The following is a 22,886-nucleotide window of genomic DNA, read 5'->3' as shown; positions in this document are numbered from 1 at the left end:
CAATGGATACTACAATTAGACCCATTGAGTACATACTTTTATTAATGTTGGACTATTTTATTATAATAAGTTTAGGCGTTTCATCAATTCCGGACGATTAGATCTACTCACAGGAATAACATCTTTTGCAATTAAAACACTGTTATCTTCAATATCGATAATCCTTTTGATATTTATTATATAGGACCTATGAACTTTTAAGAAAAGGTCATCCGGTAATTTCTCCTCTATCTTTTTTAACGTAGAATGTACTGTATAGTTCTGTCTTTCTGTTTTGATAAGAATATAATCTCCCTTTGCTTCAATGATTAAAATTGTTGGGATATCAATCTTTATCAACCTTCTATCAATATTTACATAGAGATCATTCTCTCCGGAGGAGATTCCTGAAGGTTCTTTTTTATCCTGTACAGCGGTAGAAACCGGTGTTATATCTGGCGTGCTTTCTGCTTTTTGGATGGCTTTAACAAAACGTGGTAATGTTATAGGCTTTACCAAATAATCCACTATACATTCATATTCAAATGCTTCTAGAGCAAATTTTTCGTCAGAAGTGGTTAGCACTATTTTTGGAGGATTCTTTAAAGTCTGTATAAAATCAAAACCTGTAAAATCAGGCATATGAATATCTAAAAATATTAAATCAATCGAATTACTATTTAAGAATTTGATAGCCTGAATTGCGTTTGGAAATTCTTCAATCACATTCAATTGATCTACCTGAGAACAAAGTTGTCGAATAATTAATCTTGCAGTTTCTTCATCATCAATAATAATACAATTCATAAGCGTAATGTTTTTATATAACCTTCAAAAAATCTTCAATACTCTCTAAAATTAGCATAAATTTTGGATATAGCGAAGTGTCATCTTTTTTTAAATCTTCTTCAAAAGCAACAGTAACTTTATACTGAGCGTCGAATCCAAACATTCCAATTTTATGTTTTAGCTTGTGAACATCTTTTGCAGCTTCAATATAGGCTTTTGCATTATAATTTTTTAAAAATTCTTTTTTTTCTTCTGGAAATTCTTTCTTTATTATTCCAATTACCTTTTGTTCAAATTCTTCAGAACCTGCCGCAAGGTCTTTAATGTAGTCTAAGTTTGGGGTTTCTATCATGTTTTTACTCTTTTTGTAAGGTGAAGAAAAGTGTAGTGCCTTTACCAACTTCCGATTCTAACCGTATATCACCTTTATAATAATCTACAATTTTCTTCACAATCGGTAATCCAATACCAATACACTCTTTTTTAGAATCTATACTTTCGAATAGTTGAAAAATTCGTTCTCGATATTTTTCAGGGATTCCCTTTCCATTATCCCTTACACTACACTTTAAATATGATTCTTCTTCCTTAATATTAATATAAATTTCTCCTTTTTCTTTATCCATACTGTTGACAGCATTGCTGATCAAATGATAAAAAAGATTTTGAAATAATGTAGGATACATAAATAATTTAGACGCATTACTTTCTATATGAAATTGCACTTCGTCTGGTATTATCAATGATTCTATAATCTCTCCTAAGAAAGGTTCTAAATCAATTTCTTTATCATTCTCTTCGAACTTATCAATTGTCGAGTAGGTATGTAAACCTTTAATAAGGTTGTCCATTTTTTCTATGTTGTACTCAATGTTTTCTAAATTTTGAACCACATCTTCCTGTAGATTTTCACCATCTTCTTTAGTCCAAGCGATTAAGGTTACAATATTTCTTAGAGGTGATTTCAAATCATGTGAAATTGCCTGTGTGAATTCTCTAAGCTCCTTGTTTTGAGATGTTAATCTTTTTAATAAATTATCTTGTTTGGTAAAAGATTCGCAAGCTTTTAGAGAAATTGAAAATTTATCCATTATTGGAGATAATTGATTAATTTCTACTTCGTCAAACGGGGATCCTTTATGATTAATTAGCATTAAGCCTTTATTATTCTTAAGGTTAAAAAACAACCAAGATCCCTCGGTTCTACAGGATGAATTCATTTCTTCTTCATCTTCTACAAACATACCAGTCTTTATAGTTTCATCTTTAAAACAATCATTTAAAAAATCACTATGCTCCATCATTTTATCATCCACCAAGCCGACAGGATAAGAATAAGACCTTATATATTCATCTTCTTTTTTTGAAATTACGCAGCATCCACTCAAGTTTTTACGAGCAAGCAATAATTTTAAAAAATTATCACAATTTTTATCAAAGTCCAAAGTCCTGCCTATGGACATAGAATACTCGTGGAGCTGCAAAATATCTGCGATATGTTTGTTAATATTTACACTCATTTTCTACCAAATAATCCTATTACAATAGTTTTGTTAAAAAGTTCTAAATACCCATTAAAAGAAGATATTTCTCCTAACGTTAATGCTCCTCCAATAAACATTTGATCATTTTCCTTTTTCAAAAGACTTACTACGTTATCTAACTCTTTCTGAAAATGATCTTCTAAAAACAATGTTCTTGATATACAGTCAATTATAACTGCTGATGTTGGATTAGGGAAACTTTCTACGGCTAATTGAGCTGCCTTATTAGCAGATTCAAGTAAATTTTCTTCTTTGCCTTTTAATACATCCAACATCGTATTGTTAAATACTTCTCCTACACAGATCAATTCTCCCTTATCATTAGTAGCAATTGGATCTCTAACTACACATTCAGAATTATCCTTTACAATTCCGAATGGATACGATTTTGCTATATCGAAAAAATTATCTTCATTCAATTCTTTTCCACAATCAGATTTAACGATCTCTTTATAAACCTCGAGAGCGTTTCTCCAATTAAGTTCTTGTATTATATTTTTATCGGTTTTGGTAGCTATAATTGGTCCTTCTATTTTTTCCCATCCGTGTTGTACACCAATACTGCCTGATGTTTCATAAATAATCGTAATAGCTGCATTCATAAAAAAACCTTCATTACTAAATACACAAGGTTTTTGTTCTAAAGTGAGACTTCCTGCACCGCCTCCTAAATACAGACAGTTAGTACCGAACACCCTATACAACTCTGATAAATAATTAGAAATATTACCTGTCAAACCATCAATCATAGTAAAAGCACAATAGTCTTTTTCTCTATCTAAAGGAGCAGATGGAATTGTAAAATCTTTTTCTCTTAAATTTTGAGTAACAAAAAGGGTAGCAACGCGATCAACAAAATTGACAACAATACCTTCATCATAAAGGCCATTTTGATAAATAATTTTCGGAAATATTCCTCCCATAAACTGAACATCCAGTTTATTTAATTCTTCAACTAATTGAGGTATGTCCAGTATTGTTTTTTCTGGTACCGTTAAAATTACTTTTCTTCCAGCTGCTTTTTCCTTTATTTTAGCTGCTACATTATGGGGGTCTGTAGAACTTATAAACATATTTTTTTCATTTTTTTATCGTAAAGAAAAAGGTAGTCCCTTTTCCGACGACTGATTCCAACCAAATTTTTCCTTCATAGTAGTCTATGATTTTTTTAACTATAGATAGTCCAATACCAGTTGATTCTTCTGTAGAATCAATACTTTGAAATATTTTGAAAATCTTTTCGTGATATTTATCCGGTATTCCCTTCCCGTTATCTTTTATGTAAAATTTCCAATATTCTTCTTCTTCTTTTGATCCAATATAAATATACCCTTCTTCTTTATCCATTCCTTTGATCGCATTACTAATCAAATTTTGAAATAATTGCTTAACCCTATGTGGATCTTTCCTTATTGTCGGAAGTTTATTATCTATACTAAACTCTATAAAATCTGGCGCATGTAATGATTCTATTGTTTGATATATCAATACATTTAAATTTACCTCATTTACAATTTTATCTTTTTTATCGATCAAGGAATATTCCAAAATTCCTCCGATCATACTATCCATTTTTTCTATATTTTGTTCTATATGCCCAAAGTGACTTAAAACAGTTCCGCTCAACTCATCTGCATCTTCCCTTATCCAGCTTATTAATGCACTTACATTTCGTAATGGAGATTTTAAATCATGAGAAACAACTTGTGCGTAACTCGTTAATTCTTCATTACTCTTTTCTAGGTCCTTCAACATTTTAGCTCTCTGTTTTTCAAAATCAGAGATTTTAGCCGCCTGTTCTTCAATCAATGTAGCTAATTCAATACCTGTAAGATCTTCTATATTTGTTGTTACTTCTTTGTCTTTTTTATTATCGATCGATCGAAGTGTTTTTATAGCATCATTTAGTCGTTCTATAACTAATCGTTGTCGTTTCGCTTCTTCGGTTAATTGTATATTAGCGTCAAATAATTCTTGCGAACTTATTGACATCGCTCTTTGCAACATCGTAAACTGCTCTTCATAGGTGCTATACGAACCATCAATAGCAGCCAAAAACTCCTGGATTTCAGGATGATTTTTTAAATCATCAGATAATTTTTTTCTTATCTGCCTCTTCAGTAATGAATTCATTCTTTATTCACTCAATAAGGTTAACGTCATCGTTTGATTATGAAGCTCACATCGTGTACTATTACTAAATGGTGCTAACTCTCCATAAGAATAAAAACCAGTTATCACAGCATTTTCTCCTACTTCTTCAATAACTTCTTCAATTTCTTCTTCTACTCTTTGATCCATTACCAATTTTCTTCCTATACAGCTTACTAATAATGCTAATTGAGGATCCTTGTCTCTGGATTCCATAGCTATTTCTGCAGCTTTAGAAGCTCCATCCGCAATCTTATCAATATTGGCCATCATTAGTTGAACAACCGACCCTTCTGGCACATCTCCCGCCAAAATCATCGCATTTTTTTCTTCGTCGATAGAAAGAATGGTTCTTACGATCGCTTCTTTTCTTCCTTCTGTTTTTACACTTAAGGGATATAAAAGTGCTGACTGTGGTAATTCTGAGGCTTTATCGCCTAAATATTTCTTATACAAATCTAGAGCTGGTTGATTGTCTAGTTCAAACAACACATTGTTATCTGATTTTGTGATGATACGTTCTGGTCCAAAAGAAGTCCATCCTCCATATTGAGCACTGGTAATCTGTAAACTATCTCCATAAAACCCAACCGCTACAATTTCTCCTTCTTTTGGATTTTCGTTATATCCTACTAACGTTTTTTCAAACCTAGCATCATCTCCACATAATCCTCCTGTACACGGTATATCTTTGTGTATCGCTTCTATTCCATCTATTAAAGCAGAGCCATTAACATAACTACCTTCGCTAACAATAAAAATGTGTTTCAGATTCTCTGAAGGTAATTGATCTGCCAATCTTTTTCCAGTTTCCAAAGCATCCTTCTGAGTATCCAAAATGTTTTGATGACCTAATTTAATAGAACTATTTTCGAACTCTATAGCTGTTAAAGAAATAGTCCCTTCAGTAACATTTGCTCCCAAAATTTCTCCGGCAGAAGAACCTATGATCACTTCACTTTCATTAAATAAAGCTTTTATCTCATCTAAAATGGGTTCTTTTTCTATAATAAATCGGTTTCCAAATACTAACACCAATGGGTTTTTAAGCTTTTCATCATATGATGAAATTGGTTCCCAATTGCCATTTTTCTTTCTTTCGTACTGTTGAATTTTCATATAGAAGGTTTTTTAAGAGTGAATAAAAAAGTGGTGCCTTTGTTTTCTTCTGAGGACACATCGACCTCTCCACCATACATATTAACTATCTTTTTTACAATCGACAGTCCAATTCCGGTGGATTTAGATTTATCCTGAGCTGTTTGAAAAATCTCAAAGATTTTACGGTGGTATGCTTCTGGAATTCCTGGGCCATTATCGGCAAGGGTAATTTCCCAAAAACTGCCGATATCATTGCATTTAATATCCAAAATTCCTTTTTCTTTATCATTATATTTTATCGCATTACTGATGATATTTTGAAATAATTGTTGAAACCTAAATCGATCACCCATCATCGTAGGAAGCGTATCATGAATATTGATACTAAATGTTTCCGGAACATATATCATTTCTAATATATCGGATACTACTTTATCCAGACTTACTTTTTTTCCAGTCTTTTCATTTCTATCAATACTCGAATAACTTAGAATCCCATCAATCATGTGATCCATTTTTTCAATTTTATTGAGTAAAGCATTAAAAGAGGTTACTGCATTTTCATCTAACTTATCTTCATAATCTTCTTTTAACCAATTAATAAGTGCATTCATACTACGCAAAGGTGATTTCAAATCATGGGATACCACGTGCGCAAAATCATTTAACTCTTTATTACTTTGCTCTAAATTTTTGAGTAATTCTTCTTTTAATTTTTCGGCCTCTATCTGATCCGTAATATCTCGCACAATTCCTTGCGCGGCTATTGCCTTATTGTCTTTATCTCTGATAACACTTCCATTAATATGGACTGTTCTAATACCATTACTTTTGGTTACTGCTCTAGCTACATAATCCGTAAAAGATCCTTTAGTTACTAATTGCTGAAAAGACTCCAAGGCATAGTCAAAATCATCTTTATATATCAAGGAAATTACATTAAGTTTTTCTTGATTAATATCATAACCGAATAATTCTTTTGCTGCCTCATTCATCTCTATTACATCACCGTTCACTTTCATTAGAACATATGCGTCTACGAGATTATCAGACATTCCCTGAAGCTCAGAACTTTTTTTCGCTAGAACTTCTTTTAATTCTTGTGCGACTTCGTATAGCTCTCTTGATTTATCTTCTAGAATCCCCTCGGCTTGTTTACGAGCTGCTTTTTCCCTTGCAAGTGCTCTTTGCAATACATTAGCATTAAGTTCACCCATTTTTCATTTGAATCATAAATTTAACTTCGGTTCCATCATCTTTTAATTTATCATAAGATATAACAGCCCTTTTGTTAAAATGTTCAAATGTTTTGTGCATTAGACCTAACCCAAAGCTATACATTGCTCGACTTGATTTGTATATCATGGATAAGGTATTAGGTGTTCTTTCTAATACCTGAAAGGTAGGAAGTTCAGCATTAGGGTAAATTTTTCTTACCTCTACGTGAATGTGATTTTCTATAGACTCTAACATATCCAACGGATCTGTATAGCGTTCTATCAATTGTGGATAATTTGAAGCTAAAACACTAAAAAAGTGCTCCGCGTACGTCAGTAGAAGATCATCCGTTTTTATGTCAGTATTTTTACTTAAACTAGTAATAAGACTTAACATTTCAGAAAACTCATACGTTCCTATTGATGTATAAACTCCATTAGATGGTAAATTAGATTCTTCGATAATTTGATCTACCATTTCTAGACCAAACTTATCTTCGACAAGTTGCAAAAACTCAGTAAAAACAATTCCTTTCATAATATAGTATTAAATTGGTAAGTTAATTTACGGGTTTTCTGGTAGTTCAAACAGAAATTAACTCATTTTTTCCCCAATATTCTATCAATGATTTTATTTTTTCTACATACTCTTCGTACTTCAATGGTTTCACTAAATATCCCGCAATCCCCTCTTCATAGCATCTTTTCAGATCTTGGTGATTGTTAGAAGTACTTAAAATTATAACAGGAATATATTTTAATTTGTTGTTGTTTTTTAAACTTTTCAAGAACTCAATACCATTCATTTTTGGCATATTTAAATCCAATAATATAAGATCCGGAGTTCTAGTATCGTCATCTAAAATTTCTACGGCTTCTTCACCGTTTGTTGCTTCTTGAAGTTTACATGTATAGTTGTTCTTTTGCAGAACTCTTGTAAACTTCATTCTTTCGATCTCATCGTCTTCGATTAATAAGATTTTTAAATTTTTCATTTAGGTATCAATTTTACGCTTACGGGTGTAGCTCTTATACCGTAAAAATCAATAATTTTAAGGAGGTAATCCTTTGGTCATCGTTAGAATCATTTAAACTATCGATGAGTGGTAGTTTACTGTAGACGAATGGAAAAACAGGGTTATTACTGCTCTATATCAAGAGCTTCAAAGGAAACCAAAATTTGATCCTCAAATCTTGGGTGTAATTCAATGGGGTTGCAACATACCTCACAATCTTCTACATATACCTGATAAGAAACAGATGGATCTAATAACATTGATACCTGTTCCCAACAATATGGACATTGAAAAAAATGTTCGAACATATAATTATTTATTTCAACTTAGAAACTTTGTACTATTTACTTAAAAACACAACGAATTCTTATCAGCTTTAGTCACTCTAAAAATCAATATTCAATAATTGCCCGGTAAGCTGCAGTAATTGTAATTCAGCTAGTTTAGCATCATACTTAGCCAATGTCTTATTAGTCTGAGCTTGTATCAGATTAATCTGTGCTTGTCTAAACTCTATAGAAGTGATCTGACCTAAATTAAATCGCTCATTAGAGCGTTCAAAATTATTTTGATTTGTAACTACATTTTGTTGTTGTATTTCATAAACTTTAAGGCGGTTATCATAATTCCCTAAGGCATTCGCAATATCCCTCTTAACCTGTTGTTCTACCTGAATCTTTGCTAGCTCTTGTGAATCTAATGCTATTTTAGCATTCTTTACTCTTGTTATAGTACCACCTCCATCAAAAAGATTCCAACTCAAACTCAGTCCTCCTGCTAAAGTATAGGTGTCAGCAACATTGCCAGGAAAAAAAGCCGATGGGGGGTTTCTATTTTCATTCCAACCATAAGAACCAGTAAGACCAATAGTTGGTAAATATCCTGATTTACTAACTTTTAGATCATAATCGCTAATTCTAATATTACTTTCATTCTGTAATAAAGACACATTATTATCTATTGATTTTTCTAAATAACTATCTATTTCTAATCTAGAAATAAATTTTACTATAGTGTCTACCGTAAATTGTTTTTCTAATTCACTATCCACAATTACATTCAGGTCACGTTTAGTATTCGATAGTTGTTGTTTTGTATTCAATAAATTAATACTATCATTTGCTACATCTACTTGTGCATTTAATACATTTAACTTGGTGTTTTGACCATACTCAAATTGATACGTTGACCTAGTTACGCGTTCCTTCGAAATCCGAAGAGTTTCTTCGAGAATTTGTTCATTCTCGGTGAGTCTAGCTATCTCATAATAGACTGAAAAAAGCTGTAATAAAGTATTCTCAATCGTTTCTCTAGCTTGCAATTCTGTTAGGTTATATTGCTCTTTTAACCTTTTATAATTATAATATCTTCCTAAACCATCAAACAATGTATAATTAAGATTAAGTGATGCATTATATCTCTGTGTTTCGGCCCCATCAATTTCAATATCTTCTCTAGGCAATCCTGTATCAGGATTGATTGCTCCAGGAAATGAAGTATTAGAAGAGGTCTCCTGATAATTTGCTCCTGCATTAGCTGCTAGCGTAGGCAAATAGCCAGAATTTAATAGCCCTTTATTATTCTTTGCGGCATCTATATTATTGGTTGCTATTAGAATTCCATAATTGTTCTCTAATGTTAATCTAATAGCTTCTTGTTTTGTTAATTTTTGGGCAAAAACGTTACCACTAACTAGAAACAAAAACAAGACGAATCTCATTAAGTATCTATGCTTGTAATTCATGTTGCTCTTCATGTTCCTCTTTTTGTTCTTTTATAGCGCGTTCTACTTCTTCCTTTGTGATTTTATTCCCTGTTGACAACCACTTGGCGCCTACCTTCAACGTATTACTAAATGATAAAAACAATGGTAATACTAGCAATGTAAGTACCGTTGCAAAACCAATACCATAGGCTATAGATATTGCCATAGGAATAAGAAATTTTGCTTGACGACTTTCTTCAAAAATTAAAGGAGCTAACCCTGCTATTGTCGTTAATGAAGTAAGAAAAATTGCTCTAAAACGAGATTTTCCGGCTTCATAAATTGCATTATCGAAAGTCATTCCAGCCCTAAGATTACTATTAAACTTACCTATAAGTACTAACCCATCATTAACCATAATACCGATCAATGCTATAATTCCTAAAAGCGATAATATATTGATAGGAAATCCATGTATCCAATGTCCAAACGCCACTGCCGGAAGGCTCAACGGAATTAGTAATAACAATAACAATGGTTGACTGTAACTTCTAAAAGTAAAAGCAATAGTTATATATATCAACGCTAATGCAGTAAGACCTACAGGCCCTAAAGAACCTAAAAACTTTCCTGCTTCTCTATTTTGTCCTTCGTAAGAAGGGGTCACCGTAGGGTATTTTGCAATAATTTCCGGCATAATTGAGTTCTTAATTTCATCTAAAATATCTGTAGAACTTGTAGTTTCAGCATCTTTTAGATCCGCAGAAATCTGAACCTCTCTTCTTCCATCAAGATGATTGACAGCTACATCTCCTCTTTCAATCGAATAATCAACTATTTCATTTAAAGGTATTCTCTCTCCCGCAGCTGTGGAAATTCTCATATTATCAAGGTCCAGAATAGAGGATCTATTTTCTCTATCATAACGCACCCAAACTCTTATTTCATCTTGTCCTCTTTGAAAACGTTGGGCTTGTATTCCGAAAAACCCTCCTCGTACCTGCGCCATAACATCTCTAAGATTAAGTCCTAGTGCATATGCACTTTCCTTAAGTTCTAATTTAATCTCTTTAATCCCTGCAGGGTCATTATCAGCAACATCCTTAAGTCTAGAATCATTCTCCAATATGGTTTTAAATTCCTCTTTTGCGGATTTTAATTCTTGTATATTACTTCCTAATAATGAAACAGAAACTGGACTTCCTCCAAAATTTCCACCTGAACCAAAAATCAAACGCTCCGTACCAAATACAGGACCAACTTTCTCACGGATTTTGTTCGCTACTAAACCAGAGTTAACCGAGTTAGGTCTTTCTTCTCCTGGCAACATATTAATACGTAAAGATGCATTAGAAGAAGAATTTACACTTCTGATTATATTTTCGAATAACTGTTTCCCTTCATAATCCTCTCCTACCAAAAACTCTTCACTGAGTTCTTTATTTACAAGCCACGCTTTTTCTTCTATCATAGAAATAATAGAATCCGTTATCTTCTCATTGGTACCGTTTGGCATCCCTAAGTCTACGGATATTACATCACTAGCAATTCGAGGAAAAAATGCAGTTCTTACAATTCCTCCACCAACACTTCCTATGGTGAATATTAGTATTACAATGAAGATAGAAAAGGTGAAAAACTTATTTTTTAATGTAAAACTAAGCGCAGGGCTATAGATGTTATCACGAAGCCATCTCATAATCTTATCCCCAAAAGTATTGACATATCGTAACTTCGAAAACAAATTAGCAATACCACTTTTAGGTCTTTTATCTTCTGCCTTTAGGGCTTTAGAGTGTGCTAAATGGGCAGGAAGAATAATCAATGCTTCTATCAACGATACTCCAAGAGTAAGGATCACTATAACGGAAACTTCTCCAAAGAAATCACCAATACGTCCGTCTAAAAATAGGAAAATACCAAAAGCAATTATTGTTGTCAAAATAGCAGAAACGATCGGAGGAATCACCTCCATTGTCCCATCAATTGCTGCCTGAACTGGGCTTTTACCTTTTTCATAATGTTGATAGATATTTTCTGCAATTACGATACCATCATCTACTAAAATACCGATGACAATAATCATCCCAAAAAGAGATAAAACATTGATAGTTACATCAAAATATCCCGCTAATACGAACATTCCTAAAAAAGCAATTGGTAAGCCAAATGCCACCCAAAATGCTAAACGAGTATTTAGAAATAATGACAAAAATATAAGCACAAGGATCATCCCTATAATTGCATTTTCTGTAAGCAATTTGGTACGTTGCACTAACGTAATAGAACGATCACTAATTACATTAATCTCTACATTATTATACTTCTGATTAAATTCTTCTATATATTCTTTAGTCTTCTCTGCCGAAGAAATTAAATCTTCTGTATTAGTACTTGTTATCTGAACATTGACAGAAAGATTTCCATTAAAATATGAGGCATTAGGCGACTCCGAGAAACGATCTCTAATTTCAGCAACATCTTTAAGTCTTATAGTACGTCCTGATGCATCTGCACGTATAATTAAGTTAGAGAGTTCATTGGCATAATAGGATCGATTATTTGCACGTATAAGATATTCTTCTGCGTTGGTCTTAATAGTACCTCCGGTAGTTAATATATTAGCTTGACTTACTGCCTGAGCCACTTCATTAAAGCTAAGCCTAAATGCTAGTAGATTATTTTCATTTACAGCAATTTCGATTTCCTCATCTGGATATCCGCTTATACTAATCTGTGAAATACCATCTATTGCTCTAAGATCATTTTCAATTTGTCTTGCAATCTGTTTTAAAGTAACCAAAGGTATATCTGTACCACTTATTGCGAAATCTATTGTAGGCCTAATTGCTTGTTGTTTAGAGGTTACAATAGGCTCCATTCCTGTTGGAAATGAAGGCACTCTATCTACCGCATTTTTAACTTCGAGCAACATAAAATCGATATCTTTTCCTTTTTCGATTTCTACATTAATATTTCCACTATTCTCTCTAGAAGTGGAAGTAACACGTTCTACTCCTTCTAAACCTTTAAGATTGTCTTCTACTTTAAGTATAATACCTTCTTCTATCTCTAATGGAGAAGCTCCTGGATAGACAACGCTTATATTAATATTTTTAGAATCAGTAAGTGGAAAAAACGAAGACTTAAGTGATATTGCTCCAAAAATTCCGAAAGCAATAAAAGCAATTACAATTACATCAACGGCAACGTGGTACCTAATAAAATAAGAGATTATTTTACGCATAACTACTGTTTTGAATTAGTACTAATCACTTTATTATCGGTAGCTGATGAATTCTTTCCTTTACCTTTATATATTTTTACTAACATTCCTGCATAAGCTCCAGGAACAGGTTTATTTAGGATCACATCTCCATTTGGCACTCCAGTTAAAATCACTTTTTTATCAGAAAAATAAACCGGTTGCACATCAATCATATCTAAAATACTATCTCTAACCACAAAGATTTTATCTCCTTGCTGCAGTAAATTGCGATCAATTTCTATCGCATTTTCTGCTTTTCTTGCATTCAGATTCGCTTCTAAATACATCCCTTCTTTTAGCGAGGAGTCTTTAACCTCTATGAATGTAGTAATCGTCTGCGTAGCTTGATCAACTCTTCCATTTATTCTACTAACAATCCCAGTATAAAATTTTGACTTATTAAGATCTGAAAGCTCTACAGATTCTCCTATTTTTAATAGATCTGAATATTCTTTCCCGATAGCAACTTCAATTTCATAAGCACTAGTATCAATAAACTCACCTAACTTCTGTCCCTGACGAATTAAAGTTCCTTCGGTAACTAATGCCTCAGTAAGCACTCCAGAAAATGGCGCCGAAATTCTATACTTAGATAATCGCTGTTCTAAATTTTTAACATTATAATATGTGGTGTAAATATTTCTACCTGTAATAAAATACTTTTCTTTTTCGGAAGTAGTTTCTGGTAGCTCTGGAGTTACCTTATTTATATCAAAGTTAGTGAGGTAATTTTGCCATTTATCAAATATATCAGGGTAATCTAACCGTAAATCTGGCATTATCGAAGTAATTAAATTATACAAATTACTCTTAGCAGATTGTACTGAAGCATAATATTCTGAGGCATCAATTTTTATTAATGATTGTCCTTTTTGATATTGCTGACCTGTTTTAAAAAGTTTAGTTCCTCCTTTAAAAACTCCTTGTACTTCAGAAAACAACTCCAATCGTCTTTTTGCAATAAGATTACCATTAGCAGTAATCTTAATCGGCACTGTACCATTCTTAATAGTATCTACAAACACAGTTTTAACCACCTTAGCCGATTTGGGTTTTACTCGAGTCTTACTATCAATAAGTATTTTTGCTCCAAATAAAGATCCGGCAATTAGTAATAATCCAAGAACAGAAAGTATTACGTTTCTCATATACAATAATTTGTTTAGACTTCTAACATGAAAAGCTGCACAAAACTATCAACAACAAACGTGTGTTGCAGTTAAAGAACTCATAAAAAAACTCACCTTATAAAACCACAAAAGACATCTAATAATTTTAGATGCCTTTTTTAATTTTCTTTAAGATTAATTTATGTTAATCTGCTATTTCAGCAATTTTAGCTTTTATTTTCTTAAGTGTGCCAATCAAGTTTTCGATTTCCTTTTCGTCAAGAGTTTCTTGTACAGCCGGTATTAAATCATACATAATAGGAGTTACTTTTTCTATTACTTCTTTACCATAATCCGTAAGAAAAATACGATTAATTCTTCTATCATTCTCATCGCTCTTCCTAACCACAAGATCCTTACTTTCCATTGTATTTACCAATCTAGTCATAGAGGTCTTATCACGATGCGTAATAAAAGCTAAATCATTTTGTGATTGTCCATCATTTACTTTCAAACGCTTTAAAACACTCCACTGTTCTTTTGATAAATCCAATCCATTTTCGCTAAACGCTTTCTGAACCAAAAATCCAAAATCATAATGAATCTTTCCTATCCAAGATAACGCATGTGCATTTAAATCAATGACTTTTGTATCATTCATACATTGTATTCTTTAATTTACGAGTACAAAAATATCTATAAATATTCAGTTGTACCTGATACAAACGACAAAAATTGTCATCAATTATAAGGTTCATTCTATCTTAACATTTAGATAACATGCGATCATTTTAAGTATATTCAGAAAAAGCAACTCTAAACTATCAGAACTATAATTTTATCTTTTTATTTTTAAGTATTCTTTAAATTATACCCCTAAAATAGGAATTAAGATAATTTATCAATTTCTTCTTGTAATGTTTCCCAATTCTCCATCAAAGAAGCTAAATTGTCCTTTTTAGCTTGATATTTATCAAAGAAATCAGGTTGCGCGATAGTCTGATCATAATTAATAGCTAATTCTACATCTATTTCTTTGATTTCTTTTTCTATTTTATTGATCTTAGACTCAATATTGCTTAGCTTATTATTTAATGACTTCAGTTTTTTCTGATTCTCATATGATTGTTTTGCGGTCTCTTTGGTATCTGAAATAGATTTAACTTGTTTATCTTTCTTTTCTATATCACGAAGATCATTTACTCGTCTCTGCTCTAAATAATAATCTATATCCCCTAAATACTCCTTTATCTCTTTATTCTTAAATTCATATACTGTATTGGTCAGCCCTTGTAAAAAATCTCTATCGTGAGATACTAAAATCAAAGTACCTTCAAAACTTTTTAAAGCTTCTTTTAAAATATTTTTAGATTTAATATCCAAATGATTCGTAGGCTCATCCATCACCAATACGTTAAAGGGTTCTAGAAGCATTTTACACAAAGCTAATCGATTACGCTCACCTCCAGAAAGCACCTTTACTTTTTTATCTACTTCATCCCCTCTAAACAAAAATGCTCCTAACATATCCCTCACTTTACTTCGGGTTTTCTCGTTAGCAGCATTAATCATAGTATCATGAACTGTCAATTCACCATCCAAATACTCTGATTGATTCTGTGCGAAATATCCAATCTGAACATTATGACCGAGCTTAAGATTACCAATATGTGATATCTCATCTATTATAATTTTAGCTAAAGTAGATTTCCCTTGTCCATTTTGACCGACAAAAGCTGTCTTTGTGCCACGCTCCACCAATAAATTAATATCCTTTAGAATCTCCTTCTCACCATAATTCTTTCCAACTTTTTCTGCCTCTATAACTACTTTTCCTGGCTGTACACTTATGGGAAAACTAATATTCATTACTGCGTTATCATCCTCATCTACTTCAATACGCTCAACTTTATCTAATTTCTTAATAAGCGATTGTGCCATGGAAGCTTTTGTAGCTTTTGCTCTAAATTTCTCAATCAGTTTTTCAGTTTGCTCAATCTGTTTAGATTGATTTTTCTGAGCTGCCAATTGTTGATCTCTTATTTCCTTACGAAGTACTAAATACTTAGAATAAGGCTTATTATAGTCGTAGATTCTACCTAACGAAATCTCTATAGTTCTATTCGTCACATTATCTAAGAACATTTTATCATGAGAAACGATAACAACAACACCTGCATAGTTTTTAAGAAAACCCTCTAACCATATAATAGATTCAATATCTAAATGGTTCGTAGGCTCATCTAATAAAAGAACATCATTATTTTGTAATAACAATTTAGCCAATTCAATTCTCATACGCCAACCTCCAGAAAATGTATCTGTTAATTTGCTAAAATCTTCTCTTACAAACCCTAAACCCTGTAATACTCTTTCTGTTTCTCCTTGATAGTTATACCCTCCTAGAATCTCATATTGATGCGTATAGTCACTTAAATCAGTTATCAATTGATTATAACTCTCACTTTCATAATCTGTACGCTCAGCAAGCTGCGTATTAATTTTATCTATTTCTCTTTCTATCTTTTTAATCTCGGTAAAGGCTTCGTATGATTCTTCAAGAACCGTTCTACCCAAAACAAAATCAATATCCTGCTTTAAAAAACCAATTTTCACCTCCTTATCCATCGCAATTTGACCAGAATCTGGTTCTTGTTCTTTGGATAAAATTTTGAGCATAGTAGATTTTCCTGCACCATTCTTTCCTACTAGTCCTACTCTGTCTCCTGCATTTAATCTAAAGGCTATTTCTTCGAAAAGATATTCTCCTCCAAAAGAAATTGAAAGGTTGTGTATGTTTAACATGAGCTTTTGAATCTTTTGTGCAAAGATGATTAATTTTGTAATAGAATAAAAGTACTATGAGCTACTTAAAAGGAACAAAAATCTACAGCATTTTTACAGGCACCTGTCCAGTTTGTCAAAATGAAAGCATGTACAAGGATAAGAATCCTTATAAACTAGGGAAAATCTTTCAAATGCACGAACGTTGTAATCATTGCAATACAAAATATAAGATAGAACCATCTTTCTTTTATGGAGCTATGTATGTAAGTTATGGTGTTGGAATTGCCTTTGCCGTTGCAGCATTTCTAATTAGTAATCTATTCTTGAAACTAAATTTATTAAATAGTTTTTTTGTTATAGTAGGAACCTTAATTTTCTTTTTTCCAATAATTCTTAGGTTGTCAAGAAACATTTGGATCAACCTTTTTATGCACTATGGGAAAAAGAAAAATTTATCTTAATTTAGAATACCTCTTAATATCAATTTCCTCATCCAAATCCTCTCCATTTTCTATATGAGCATATAGTTTTTCTGTTACATATGGTCCAATTAATATTCCTCTGCTACCTAAGCCGTTTATTATATGAAGGTTTTTATATTGTGAATGCGTTCCAACGAATGGTCTTCTATCCCTAGTTGTAGGTCTAATTCCAGTTACCTGATCAATCACTTCATACTCTACTTTTAGAAATCGTTCTAGTTTGTTTTGCAAATTTTCTCTTGCAGACTTCGTAATACCTGAAGTCTTGTCTTGGTTATTATACGTAGCTCCTACTTTATACAAATCATCTCCTAAAGGAATAATAAATATGGACGACTTTACAGCTTCAGACAACTTTAATTGCTCTGATTTAATAATAATGTACTCTCCCTTATTCCCTTGAAGTGGTAGATAATTAAAAAAAGGGTTATTTCGAACACCGTAACCTTCTGAAAAAACTAAATTCCTCGCTTTTATTCCTTTATATTCAACCAATCCTTCTTTGACAACTAATTTATCATACTCAAAAGATTCCTTAATTAAACATTTTTTATCTTCTATATAAGATAGATATAAGCTTAGCATTTTTTTGACATCAATTTTTCCGGTATGCTTTACTTTTCCGAAACAAAAAGGTATATCTAGCGCTTCATTTTCATTTTTAATCAAATTCGACGATAGAAATTTATTCAATAAAGGCTTATCATAGGCTTCAAACCATAAATTTTGTTCTTTCACATCATTAAAACGCCTTAATATTGGAAGTTTAGAAATCAAGGATCCTTTAAGCTTATCTTCTATATTTTGATAAACAGATATCGCTAGTTCCAACTGTTCTGAAGCCAACCATGCTAGTGTAAATCTTTTAAGAATTACTGGATTATACAACCCTCCTGCAACCCTAGAAGATTGTTCCGAGCTATTCTCATAAACTAAATATGACTTATCATTACTTTCTAACTTATCAACAAATGATAATCCAGCCAATCCAAACCCTACAACTATATAATCTACCATGAGGATAAAAATAACAAAACGCCCAACAAATAAGTTGGGCGTTTATATATTATTATATTAGAAACTATAGAGTTTAGTAACTCCACATATCCATTTCAAAATTTCTGATACTTTCTTTAATTCTTTCACTTTCTAATAACTGCATCAAGGCATTATCGATTATATAATCATTTACCTCTCGGTCACCCTGGATGTTATCTTCCTTGTAAATTACAGAATTAAATCTTCTCGCATTAAGAACGTGATCATAAGTAAATGGCATAGAAGTATTCTTTCTATTAAAAGCCTTTGCATTATGAAGTATTTCTCTCACATCAGGATACCAAACCCAAAACAATGGAACCATATCCGGCTCATCATCATTAATGAAGTTTACATCCGGTGCAACAGGAGCAATACCAAGTAATCTATATCTTAGTTCACCCTGACGCTTATCAAAATACCAGTATCCTCTAATCTTGTATTCAGAAATATCAGCTGCACTGATAGTAGTTACCTCAATATATTGGGGATCTACTGTTTCACCAGCGTTAAATTGCTCATATCCTAAATCTAACGTATCTATTTTAGATAAAGTACCATCAAGATCACCTAATGTACGTGTTTCTGTAAAATATGAATCTGCATAAATTTTTTGGATTTTACCATTCTTTACATTAGACAATAATACATCATATAATGCACGTCTGTCTGCACCAATATTAACCGTATCTATTGGGTAATATAATGGGAAGTTTATACGCTCATCAAGATCGATCGTTTCCCAAGTAGTTTTAGCCCAAAGTACATCACGCTTATCAACATAACCATACTCTAACGGAAGGTCATTATCCGCTTGAATCTGTTCTATTGTCTTCTTTCCAATATCTTCTGGACTATCCGCGTTCAAAATATTAGCCTGACCAAAAGAAAATAAGGTCACCAGACTAAAAACGGTTAATAACAAATTTTTCAAATTCATAATCATTAGTTTATTTTAGTTCGTTAACTCAATGATAACTGGAGATATTTTTTTCAATTTATATCCCTTATTAGTTTTTAACTGAGCTTTGATATCCATTACCTGAACTGTAGATCCTCTTTTAGCTTTTTTAAGTGCAGATTTTGCTCTTGAATCTAATCTACGTCCTCTTACATTAATTGTAGGCTGACCACTTACTTTAAATTTAAAGCTAGTTACATCTAACTTAATATCAAAATCAAAATCTGGTAATATTGCTCCAATAGAAGCTTTATCTAAACCACTTTTAGACATCTTGATACTTCCGTCTTCACCTCTTGCAGTACCTACTGGTCTTGGAATATCTTTTATTCTAAATTTCTTACTATCACTTACAGTAGTCCCGTTTGGAAGTTTACCGCTTACTTTAATAGCAACTTCTCTAGCTTTTACCGTAGTAACATTCATTATATATTTACCAGCTCCTCCACTTTTCTTAAGACCAGGCGCACTTGCACTAACCGCAGGTACTCCAGGAATAGAAATTGTCATAGGATTCTGAACTCCTCTATAAACCACATTCATTTTATCAGCTGAAATAACCGCCGAATTTGGTTTTGGAATTACGGCATAAGAACTTTCAATTGGAATTTTAACAATAGAATCTCCTTCTTTAAATTGCAACTCTCCTTTTATATCTCTTTCACCTACATTACCTGCTGGGAAATCTAACATAATCTGTCCATTCTCAACCTCGAACTCCTTTTTTCCATTAACCTCAACAGCAGTTGGTTTTAAACCAGCATCAAATCGAGCTAATACAATACGACCTTTAAACTTTTCTCCACTAAAAAATGCAGTTTTGTCCGGAACAACAACCGCCTTATAGTTGGTAGCGGAAGCATCTTTTTGCAATTCACCTGCAAGTAATGCAGATAAAACTTTAGTTTCAGTTGTTTTAACATCTGCTTGCATTTGTGTAAGCTTCGTTATTGACGCTACTAAAGGAAATCCTTTAAAGTTATAATCCAACCAATCCTTAGACACTCCATCTCTATCTTTTACGTCTTCTGTATTAAAAGTAGTTTTGATATCATTAGAAACCTGACCATCAACCTCTTTCACAGTACTTAAAGCCGAAACAACACCTTCTCGATATGTTTTAATCTTTTCGATAAACTCTGCAGCCGCAGCAGTATTTTTTCCACCTTCGAAAAACTTCGAATCCAATGCATCTGGTTTATCCATCGTTTCGTAATCAGATGGATCATCTGCGGTTTCAAGTAATTCTGATTTTAATTGCTCTACATAGGCATTAAAATCATTAGACAATACACCTATCTGATCCGCCTTTTCCTTAAGCGGTGTATACTTAGCTGGTTGTTCTGAAACTTTCTCAGATAATCCAGCCATAAACGCAGTATTTCGTTCTGTAGAGATCGTATTTGCTGAAGTAAGCTTTTCATTCATCAAACCGAAAGCTGATAATACTTCTTTTGACATATTTAATGCCATCATCGCTATAAATACCAAGTACATAAGATTGATCATCTTCTGCCTTGGTGATAATTTTCCTCCTGCCATATTTCTATATTTTGGTAGTTATTTTTTAAATTAAGTTAAATACTAGTTTCTGTTCATAGCACTTAACATACCACCATATACTCCATTAAGAGAAGACAGGTTACTAGACAAGCTCTTCATTTGCTCTTCAAGTGCTTTAGCATTTTCTGCTATTGCTTGATTTGCTGCTGCTTGTTTTGAAGAAGATTCTAATTGTACTTTATACAAACTGTTTAAAGATTCTAAGTGAGTAGCGGCAGCGGCCATTTCTTCACTATATTTTTTAGTTCCTTGGATAGCATCAACGCTAGGAGCAATACCTTTCGCCGCACCTTCAAAGTTACGAATACTATCACCAAGACTATTCATTAAACTAGTATCTAGTCTAGCTTCTTTTAACATATCATCTAATTTCTTAGATAATAATCCTTCTGGAGTTTGAGCTTCTTTCTTGTCTCTTTTACTTCCACCAGCTAATTCTGGATATACTAAAGACCAATCTAACTCGTCATCAACTGGTTCGAAAGCAGAAACTGTAAATACTAATGCTTCTGTAACCAGTCCAATGATAAGCATCTCGTTTCCAAAAGGCCAGTGCATAATTTTAAATAATGCTCCAAGGATTACTACAGCCGCTCCGAGACCGTATACCATGTTCATTAACTTCTTGCTTGATTTTGAATTTGCCATAATAAATGTGTTTAGTTTTTTAAAATTTTTTAAATATTAAATTAAAAAAAAGGTTAGTAATTAGGGTTGATAGATAAATTTTGGGACTTATTCTAATTCTGATTTTGGGTATTATCTTCTCCAGTAACGTCAGTACCCATATAATCCTGTACCGTTCTGAATCCAATATAACTTCTAGCTGAATCCGCGTATTCGTAATCTCTGGTACTTACCTGTAGGAAATAAGCAACATCTTTCCAAGATCCACCACGTACAACTTTTCGTTTGTTCTGATCATCATTAACATTCGGGTTCATTGATGATACATATTCATAGGCTGCAGGATCATAAGAAGACTGCACCCATTCTGAAACATTTCCAGCCATATTATATAAATTATAATCATTAGGCTCAAATGTTTTAGCTTCAACCGTATATAGGAAGTTATCTGCTGCATAATTACCACGTAAAGGTTTAAAGTTTGCTAAGAAACAACCTCTATCGTTCAATGCATATGGACCTCCCCAAGGATATGTACCTGATTCCAGACCTCCTCTAGCTGCGTATTCCCACTCAGCTTCTGTAGGTAATCTAAAATAATTTACAAATTCCTTATTACGTTTTTTCTGATACGAATTTTTTTCGATAGTTCTCCAAGTACAAAAGGCTTTAGCTTGTTCCCAAGAAACTCCTACCACTGGATAATCATCATATGAACTATGCCAGAAATAATCATTATGCATTGGTTCATTATAAGAATAGTTAAAATCTTTAATCCACACAGTCGTATCTGGATATACTTCGATTACTGTTTCTTTAACAAAATCTTTTCTTCTTCCTTTCTTAGCACGAGCTGCTGCTTGAATATCCATCCAGGTAAATCTGAATTTAAAATTCTGAACATCAAACGTTCTTCTTCCGTTATAAGATTCCTCTAAAGGAACATATAAAGAATCCATTACCTCTGTATAAAACTCATCAGGATAATCTTCGGTATCCCATTCGATGTCGATATCTTTATTTAGCTTACGACCTTCATAACCAGTTTCTCCAGTTCCACTATAATTATCGTATACGTATTTCTCGTAAACAGACATATCTTCGGTATTCGCATCTAGAAACGCAAATTCTCCAATACCGTCATCACCAGGGGTTTTACCCATATCATCAGCCATAATAGCCAATTTCATTCTGATAGTAGAATCACGAACCCAGCGCACAAATTGTCTGTATTCACTGTTAGTAACTTCAGTTTCGTCCATGTAGAAAGATCGAACGGTAACTGTCTTTGTTGGTGCATTAGCTAATGCAGCCTTGTCATCATCAGATTTACCCATAATAAATGATCCTCCGGGGATGAGGGCCATTCCATAAGGTTTCTCTGGATGCCATTTTTTACCCTTTACTCCTACTAGTTCTCCGCGGTTTCCTCCACCACAACTATAGAGCATTGCTACAATAGCAAAGAGTGATACAAATTTCTTCATAACGTGTTTTAGGTTAAGATCTTTGAGATTTAAGGTCGTAAACCTATTTATTTATTTCCAGA

The 22,886-nt window shown here is 32.7% G+C and carries 21 protein-coding genes; 1 reads left to right on the top strand and 20 read right to left on the bottom strand.

The features are described from left to right. Positions 1 to 60 precede the first annotated feature (60 nt). The 15 genes from BMY33_RS14535 to BMY33_RS14465 all read right to left on the bottom strand — a co-directional run bounded on the left by BMY33_RS14535 (position 61) and on the right by BMY33_RS14465 (position 16,684). Positions 61 to 786, bottom strand: coding sequence for a LytR/AlgR family response regulator transcription factor (locus tag BMY33_RS14535; protein WP_091409898.1), 726 nt, complete (start codon positions 784 to 786; stop codon positions 61 to 63). A 13-nt stretch (positions 787 to 799) separates the two neighbouring features. After that, positions 800 to 1,120: an Hpt domain-containing protein gene (locus BMY33_RS14530; protein WP_091409896.1), complete on the bottom strand. Its 321-nt coding sequence runs from the start codon at positions 1,118 to 1,120 to the stop codon at positions 800 to 802. Between the two features lie 4 nt (positions 1,121 to 1,124). Beyond that, on the bottom strand, positions 1,125 to 2,288 hold the full coding sequence (locus tag BMY33_RS14525) for a sensor histidine kinase (RefSeq protein WP_091409893.1): 1,164 nt from the start codon (positions 2,286 to 2,288) through the stop codon (positions 1,125 to 1,127). Further along, a complete protein-coding gene (locus BMY33_RS14520) occupies positions 2,285 to 3,385 on the bottom strand; it encodes an FIST signal transduction protein (RefSeq protein WP_091409891.1) in 1,101 nt (366 codons plus the stop codon). Before BMY33_RS14520 ends, BMY33_RS14525 begins: the two co-directional genes overlap by 4 nt. Before the next feature lie 7 nt (positions 3,386 to 3,392). Then, on the bottom strand, positions 3,393 to 4,445 hold the full coding sequence (locus BMY33_RS14515; protein WP_091409888.1) for a sensor histidine kinase: 1,053 nt from the start codon (positions 4,443 to 4,445) through the stop codon (positions 3,393 to 3,395). Between the two features lie 3 nt (positions 4,446 to 4,448). Continuing rightward, positions 4,449 to 5,582, bottom strand: a complete 1,134-nt coding sequence (locus tag BMY33_RS14510) for an FIST signal transduction protein (protein WP_091409885.1) — start codon at positions 5,580 to 5,582, stop codon at positions 4,449 to 4,451. Then, on the bottom strand, positions 5,579 to 6,781 hold the full coding sequence (locus BMY33_RS14505) for a sensor histidine kinase (RefSeq protein WP_091409883.1): 1,203 nt from the start codon (positions 6,779 to 6,781) through the stop codon (positions 5,579 to 5,581). Before BMY33_RS14505 ends, BMY33_RS14510 begins: the two co-directional genes overlap by 4 nt. Then, a complete protein-coding gene (locus BMY33_RS14500; protein WP_091409881.1) occupies positions 6,774 to 7,319 on the bottom strand; it encodes a heme NO-binding domain-containing protein in 546 nt (181 codons plus the stop codon). The genes BMY33_RS14505 and BMY33_RS14500 overlap by 8 nt, the downstream gene beginning before the upstream one ends. A gap of 46 nt (positions 7,320 to 7,365) precedes the next feature. Next, on the bottom strand, positions 7,366 to 7,776 hold the full coding sequence (locus BMY33_RS14495) for a response regulator (RefSeq protein WP_091409878.1): 411 nt from the start codon (positions 7,774 to 7,776) through the stop codon (positions 7,366 to 7,368). Positions 7,777 to 7,922: 146 nt separating this feature from the next. Next, the gene (locus tag BMY33_RS14490) at positions 7,923 to 8,105 is read right to left on the bottom strand and encodes a CPXCG motif-containing cysteine-rich protein (RefSeq protein WP_091409876.1); all 183 of its coding nucleotides are present in this window, start codon (positions 8,103 to 8,105) and stop codon (positions 7,923 to 7,925) included. 77 nt (positions 8,106 to 8,182) lie between these two features. Then, the gene (locus BMY33_RS14485) at positions 8,183 to 9,553 is read right to left on the bottom strand and encodes a TolC family protein (RefSeq protein ID WP_425284226.1); all 1,371 of its coding nucleotides are present in this window, start codon (positions 9,551 to 9,553) and stop codon (positions 8,183 to 8,185) included. After that, complete coding sequence (locus tag BMY33_RS14480) at positions 9,525 to 12,749, bottom strand: efflux RND transporter permease subunit (RefSeq protein ID WP_091409871.1); 3,225 nt, start codon at positions 12,747 to 12,749, stop codon at positions 9,525 to 9,527. The genes BMY33_RS14485 and BMY33_RS14480 overlap by 29 nt, the downstream gene beginning before the upstream one ends. 2 nt (positions 12,750 to 12,751) lie before the next feature. Further along, positions 12,752 to 13,918: an efflux RND transporter periplasmic adaptor subunit gene (locus tag BMY33_RS14475; RefSeq protein WP_091409868.1), complete on the bottom strand. Its 1,167-nt coding sequence runs from the start codon at positions 13,916 to 13,918 to the stop codon at positions 12,752 to 12,754. 166 nt (positions 13,919 to 14,084) lie between these two features. After that, positions 14,085 to 14,540, bottom strand: a complete 456-nt coding sequence (locus BMY33_RS14470; RefSeq protein WP_091409865.1) for a MarR family winged helix-turn-helix transcriptional regulator — start codon at positions 14,538 to 14,540, stop codon at positions 14,085 to 14,087. A gap of 227 nt (positions 14,541 to 14,767) precedes the next feature. Then, complete coding sequence (locus tag BMY33_RS14465) at positions 14,768 to 16,684, bottom strand: ABC-F family ATP-binding cassette domain-containing protein (protein ID WP_091409863.1); 1,917 nt, start codon at positions 16,682 to 16,684, stop codon at positions 14,768 to 14,770. A 56-nt stretch (positions 16,685 to 16,740) separates the two neighbouring features. Here BMY33_RS14465 and BMY33_RS14460 point away from each other — a divergent pair, with 56 nt between their 5' ends. Beyond that, the gene (locus BMY33_RS14460; RefSeq protein ID WP_091409861.1) at positions 16,741 to 17,127 is read left to right on the top strand and encodes a DUF983 domain-containing protein; all 387 of its coding nucleotides are present in this window, start codon (positions 16,741 to 16,743) and stop codon (positions 17,125 to 17,127) included. Here the strand turns inward: BMY33_RS14460 and BMY33_RS14455 are convergent. From BMY33_RS14455 to porK, 5 genes are all read right to left on the bottom strand, one after another. Then, on the bottom strand, positions 17,119 to 18,165 hold the full coding sequence (locus BMY33_RS14455; RefSeq protein WP_091409858.1) for an NAD(P)/FAD-dependent oxidoreductase: 1,047 nt from the start codon (positions 18,163 to 18,165) through the stop codon (positions 17,119 to 17,121). The genes BMY33_RS14460 and BMY33_RS14455 overlap by 9 nt on opposite strands. A 73-nt stretch (positions 18,166 to 18,238) precedes the next feature. Further along, positions 18,239 to 19,126 carry a type IX secretion system ring subunit PorN/GldN gene (gene porN, locus BMY33_RS14450; protein ID WP_091409857.1) on the bottom strand — a complete coding sequence of 296 codons (888 nt, stop codon included), beginning with the start codon at positions 19,124 to 19,126 and terminating at the stop codon, positions 18,239 to 18,241. A gap of 15 nt (positions 19,127 to 19,141) precedes the next feature. After that, on the bottom strand, positions 19,142 to 20,689 hold the full coding sequence (gene porM / locus BMY33_RS14445; RefSeq protein ID WP_091409854.1) for a type IX secretion system motor protein PorM/GldM: 1,548 nt from the start codon (positions 20,687 to 20,689) through the stop codon (positions 19,142 to 19,144). 42 nt (positions 20,690 to 20,731) lie between these two features. Further along, on the bottom strand, positions 20,732 to 21,358 hold the full coding sequence (porL, locus tag BMY33_RS14440) for a type IX secretion system motor protein PorL/GldL (RefSeq protein ID WP_091409852.1): 627 nt from the start codon (positions 21,356 to 21,358) through the stop codon (positions 20,732 to 20,734). A gap of 92 nt (positions 21,359 to 21,450) precedes the next feature. Next, positions 21,451 to 22,824, bottom strand: coding sequence for a T9SS ring complex lipoprotein PorK/GldK (porK, locus tag BMY33_RS14435; protein WP_091409849.1), 1,374 nt, complete (start codon positions 22,822 to 22,824; stop codon positions 21,451 to 21,453). Positions 22,825 to 22,886: the final 62 nt, after the last annotated feature.

Source organism: Aquimarina amphilecti (assembly GCF_900109375.1).
In the GTDB taxonomy this organism is placed as follows: domain Bacteria; phylum Bacteroidota; class Bacteroidia; order Flavobacteriales; family Flavobacteriaceae; genus Aquimarina; species Aquimarina amphilecti.
Note: the sequence above shows the minus strand (reverse complement) of the source record. Positions and strands in the feature narration are given on the sequence as shown.

What these genes read in the sequence shown, in the direction of transcription:
- BMY33_RS14535 (WP_091409898.1), bottom strand. Translation starts at nt 786, where the DNA reads ATGAATTGTATTATTATTGATGATGAAGAAACTGCAAGATTAATTATT.
- BMY33_RS14530 (WP_091409896.1), bottom strand. Translation starts at nt 1,120, where the DNA reads ATGATAGAAACCCCAAACTTAGACTACATTAAAGACCTTGCGGCAGGT.
- BMY33_RS14525 (WP_091409893.1), bottom strand. Translation starts at nt 2,288, where the DNA reads ATGAGTGTAAATATTAACAAACATATCGCAGATATTTTGCAGCTCCAC.
- BMY33_RS14520 (WP_091409891.1), bottom strand. Translation starts at nt 3,385, where the DNA reads ATGTTTATAAGTTCTACAGACCCCCATAATGTAGCAGCTAAAATAAAG.
- BMY33_RS14515 (WP_091409888.1), bottom strand. Translation starts at nt 4,445, where the DNA reads ATGAATTCATTACTGAAGAGGCAGATAAGAAAAAAATTATCTGATGAT.
- BMY33_RS14510 (WP_091409885.1), bottom strand. Translation starts at nt 5,582, where the DNA reads ATGAAAATTCAACAGTACGAAAGAAAGAAAAATGGCAATTGGGAACCA.
- BMY33_RS14505 (WP_091409883.1), bottom strand. Translation starts at nt 6,781, where the DNA reads ATGGGTGAACTTAATGCTAATGTATTGCAAAGAGCACTTGCAAGGGAA.
- BMY33_RS14500 (WP_091409881.1), bottom strand. Translation starts at nt 7,319, where the DNA reads ATGAAAGGAATTGTTTTTACTGAGTTTTTGCAACTTGTCGAAGATAAG.
- BMY33_RS14495 (WP_091409878.1), bottom strand. Translation starts at nt 7,776, where the DNA reads ATGAAAAATTTAAAAATCTTATTAATCGAAGACGATGAGATCGAAAGA.
- BMY33_RS14490 (WP_091409876.1), bottom strand. Translation starts at nt 8,105, where the DNA reads ATGTTCGAACATTTTTTTCAATGTCCATATTGTTGGGAACAGGTATCA.
- BMY33_RS14485 (WP_425284226.1), bottom strand. Translation starts at nt 9,553, where the DNA reads ATGAAGAGCAACATGAATTACAAGCATAGATACTTAATGAGATTCGTC.
- BMY33_RS14480 (WP_091409871.1), bottom strand. Translation starts at nt 12,749, where the DNA reads ATGCGTAAAATAATCTCTTATTTTATTAGGTACCACGTTGCCGTTGAT.
- BMY33_RS14475 (WP_091409868.1), bottom strand. Translation starts at nt 13,918, where the DNA reads ATGAGAAACGTAATACTTTCTGTTCTTGGATTATTACTAATTGCCGGA.
- BMY33_RS14470 (WP_091409865.1), bottom strand. Translation starts at nt 14,540, where the DNA reads ATGAATGATACAAAAGTCATTGATTTAAATGCACATGCGTTATCTTGG.
- BMY33_RS14465 (WP_091409863.1), bottom strand. Translation starts at nt 16,684, where the DNA reads ATGTTAAACATACACAACCTTTCAATTTCTTTTGGAGGAGAATATCTT.
- BMY33_RS14460 (WP_091409861.1), top strand. Translation starts at nt 16,741, where the DNA reads ATGAGCTACTTAAAAGGAACAAAAATCTACAGCATTTTTACAGGCACC.
- BMY33_RS14455 (WP_091409858.1), bottom strand. Translation starts at nt 18,165, where the DNA reads ATGGTAGATTATATAGTTGTAGGGTTTGGATTGGCTGGATTATCATTT.
- porN (WP_091409857.1), bottom strand. Translation starts at nt 19,126, where the DNA reads ATGAATTTGAAAAATTTGTTATTAACCGTTTTTAGTCTGGTGACCTTA.
- porM (WP_091409854.1), bottom strand. Translation starts at nt 20,689, where the DNA reads ATGGCAGGAGGAAAATTATCACCAAGGCAGAAGATGATCAATCTTATG.
- porL (WP_091409852.1), bottom strand. Translation starts at nt 21,358, where the DNA reads ATGGCAAATTCAAAATCAAGCAAGAAGTTAATGAACATGGTATACGGT.
- porK (WP_091409849.1), bottom strand. Translation starts at nt 22,824, where the DNA reads ATGAAGAAATTTGTATCACTCTTTGCTATTGTAGCAATGCTCTATAGT.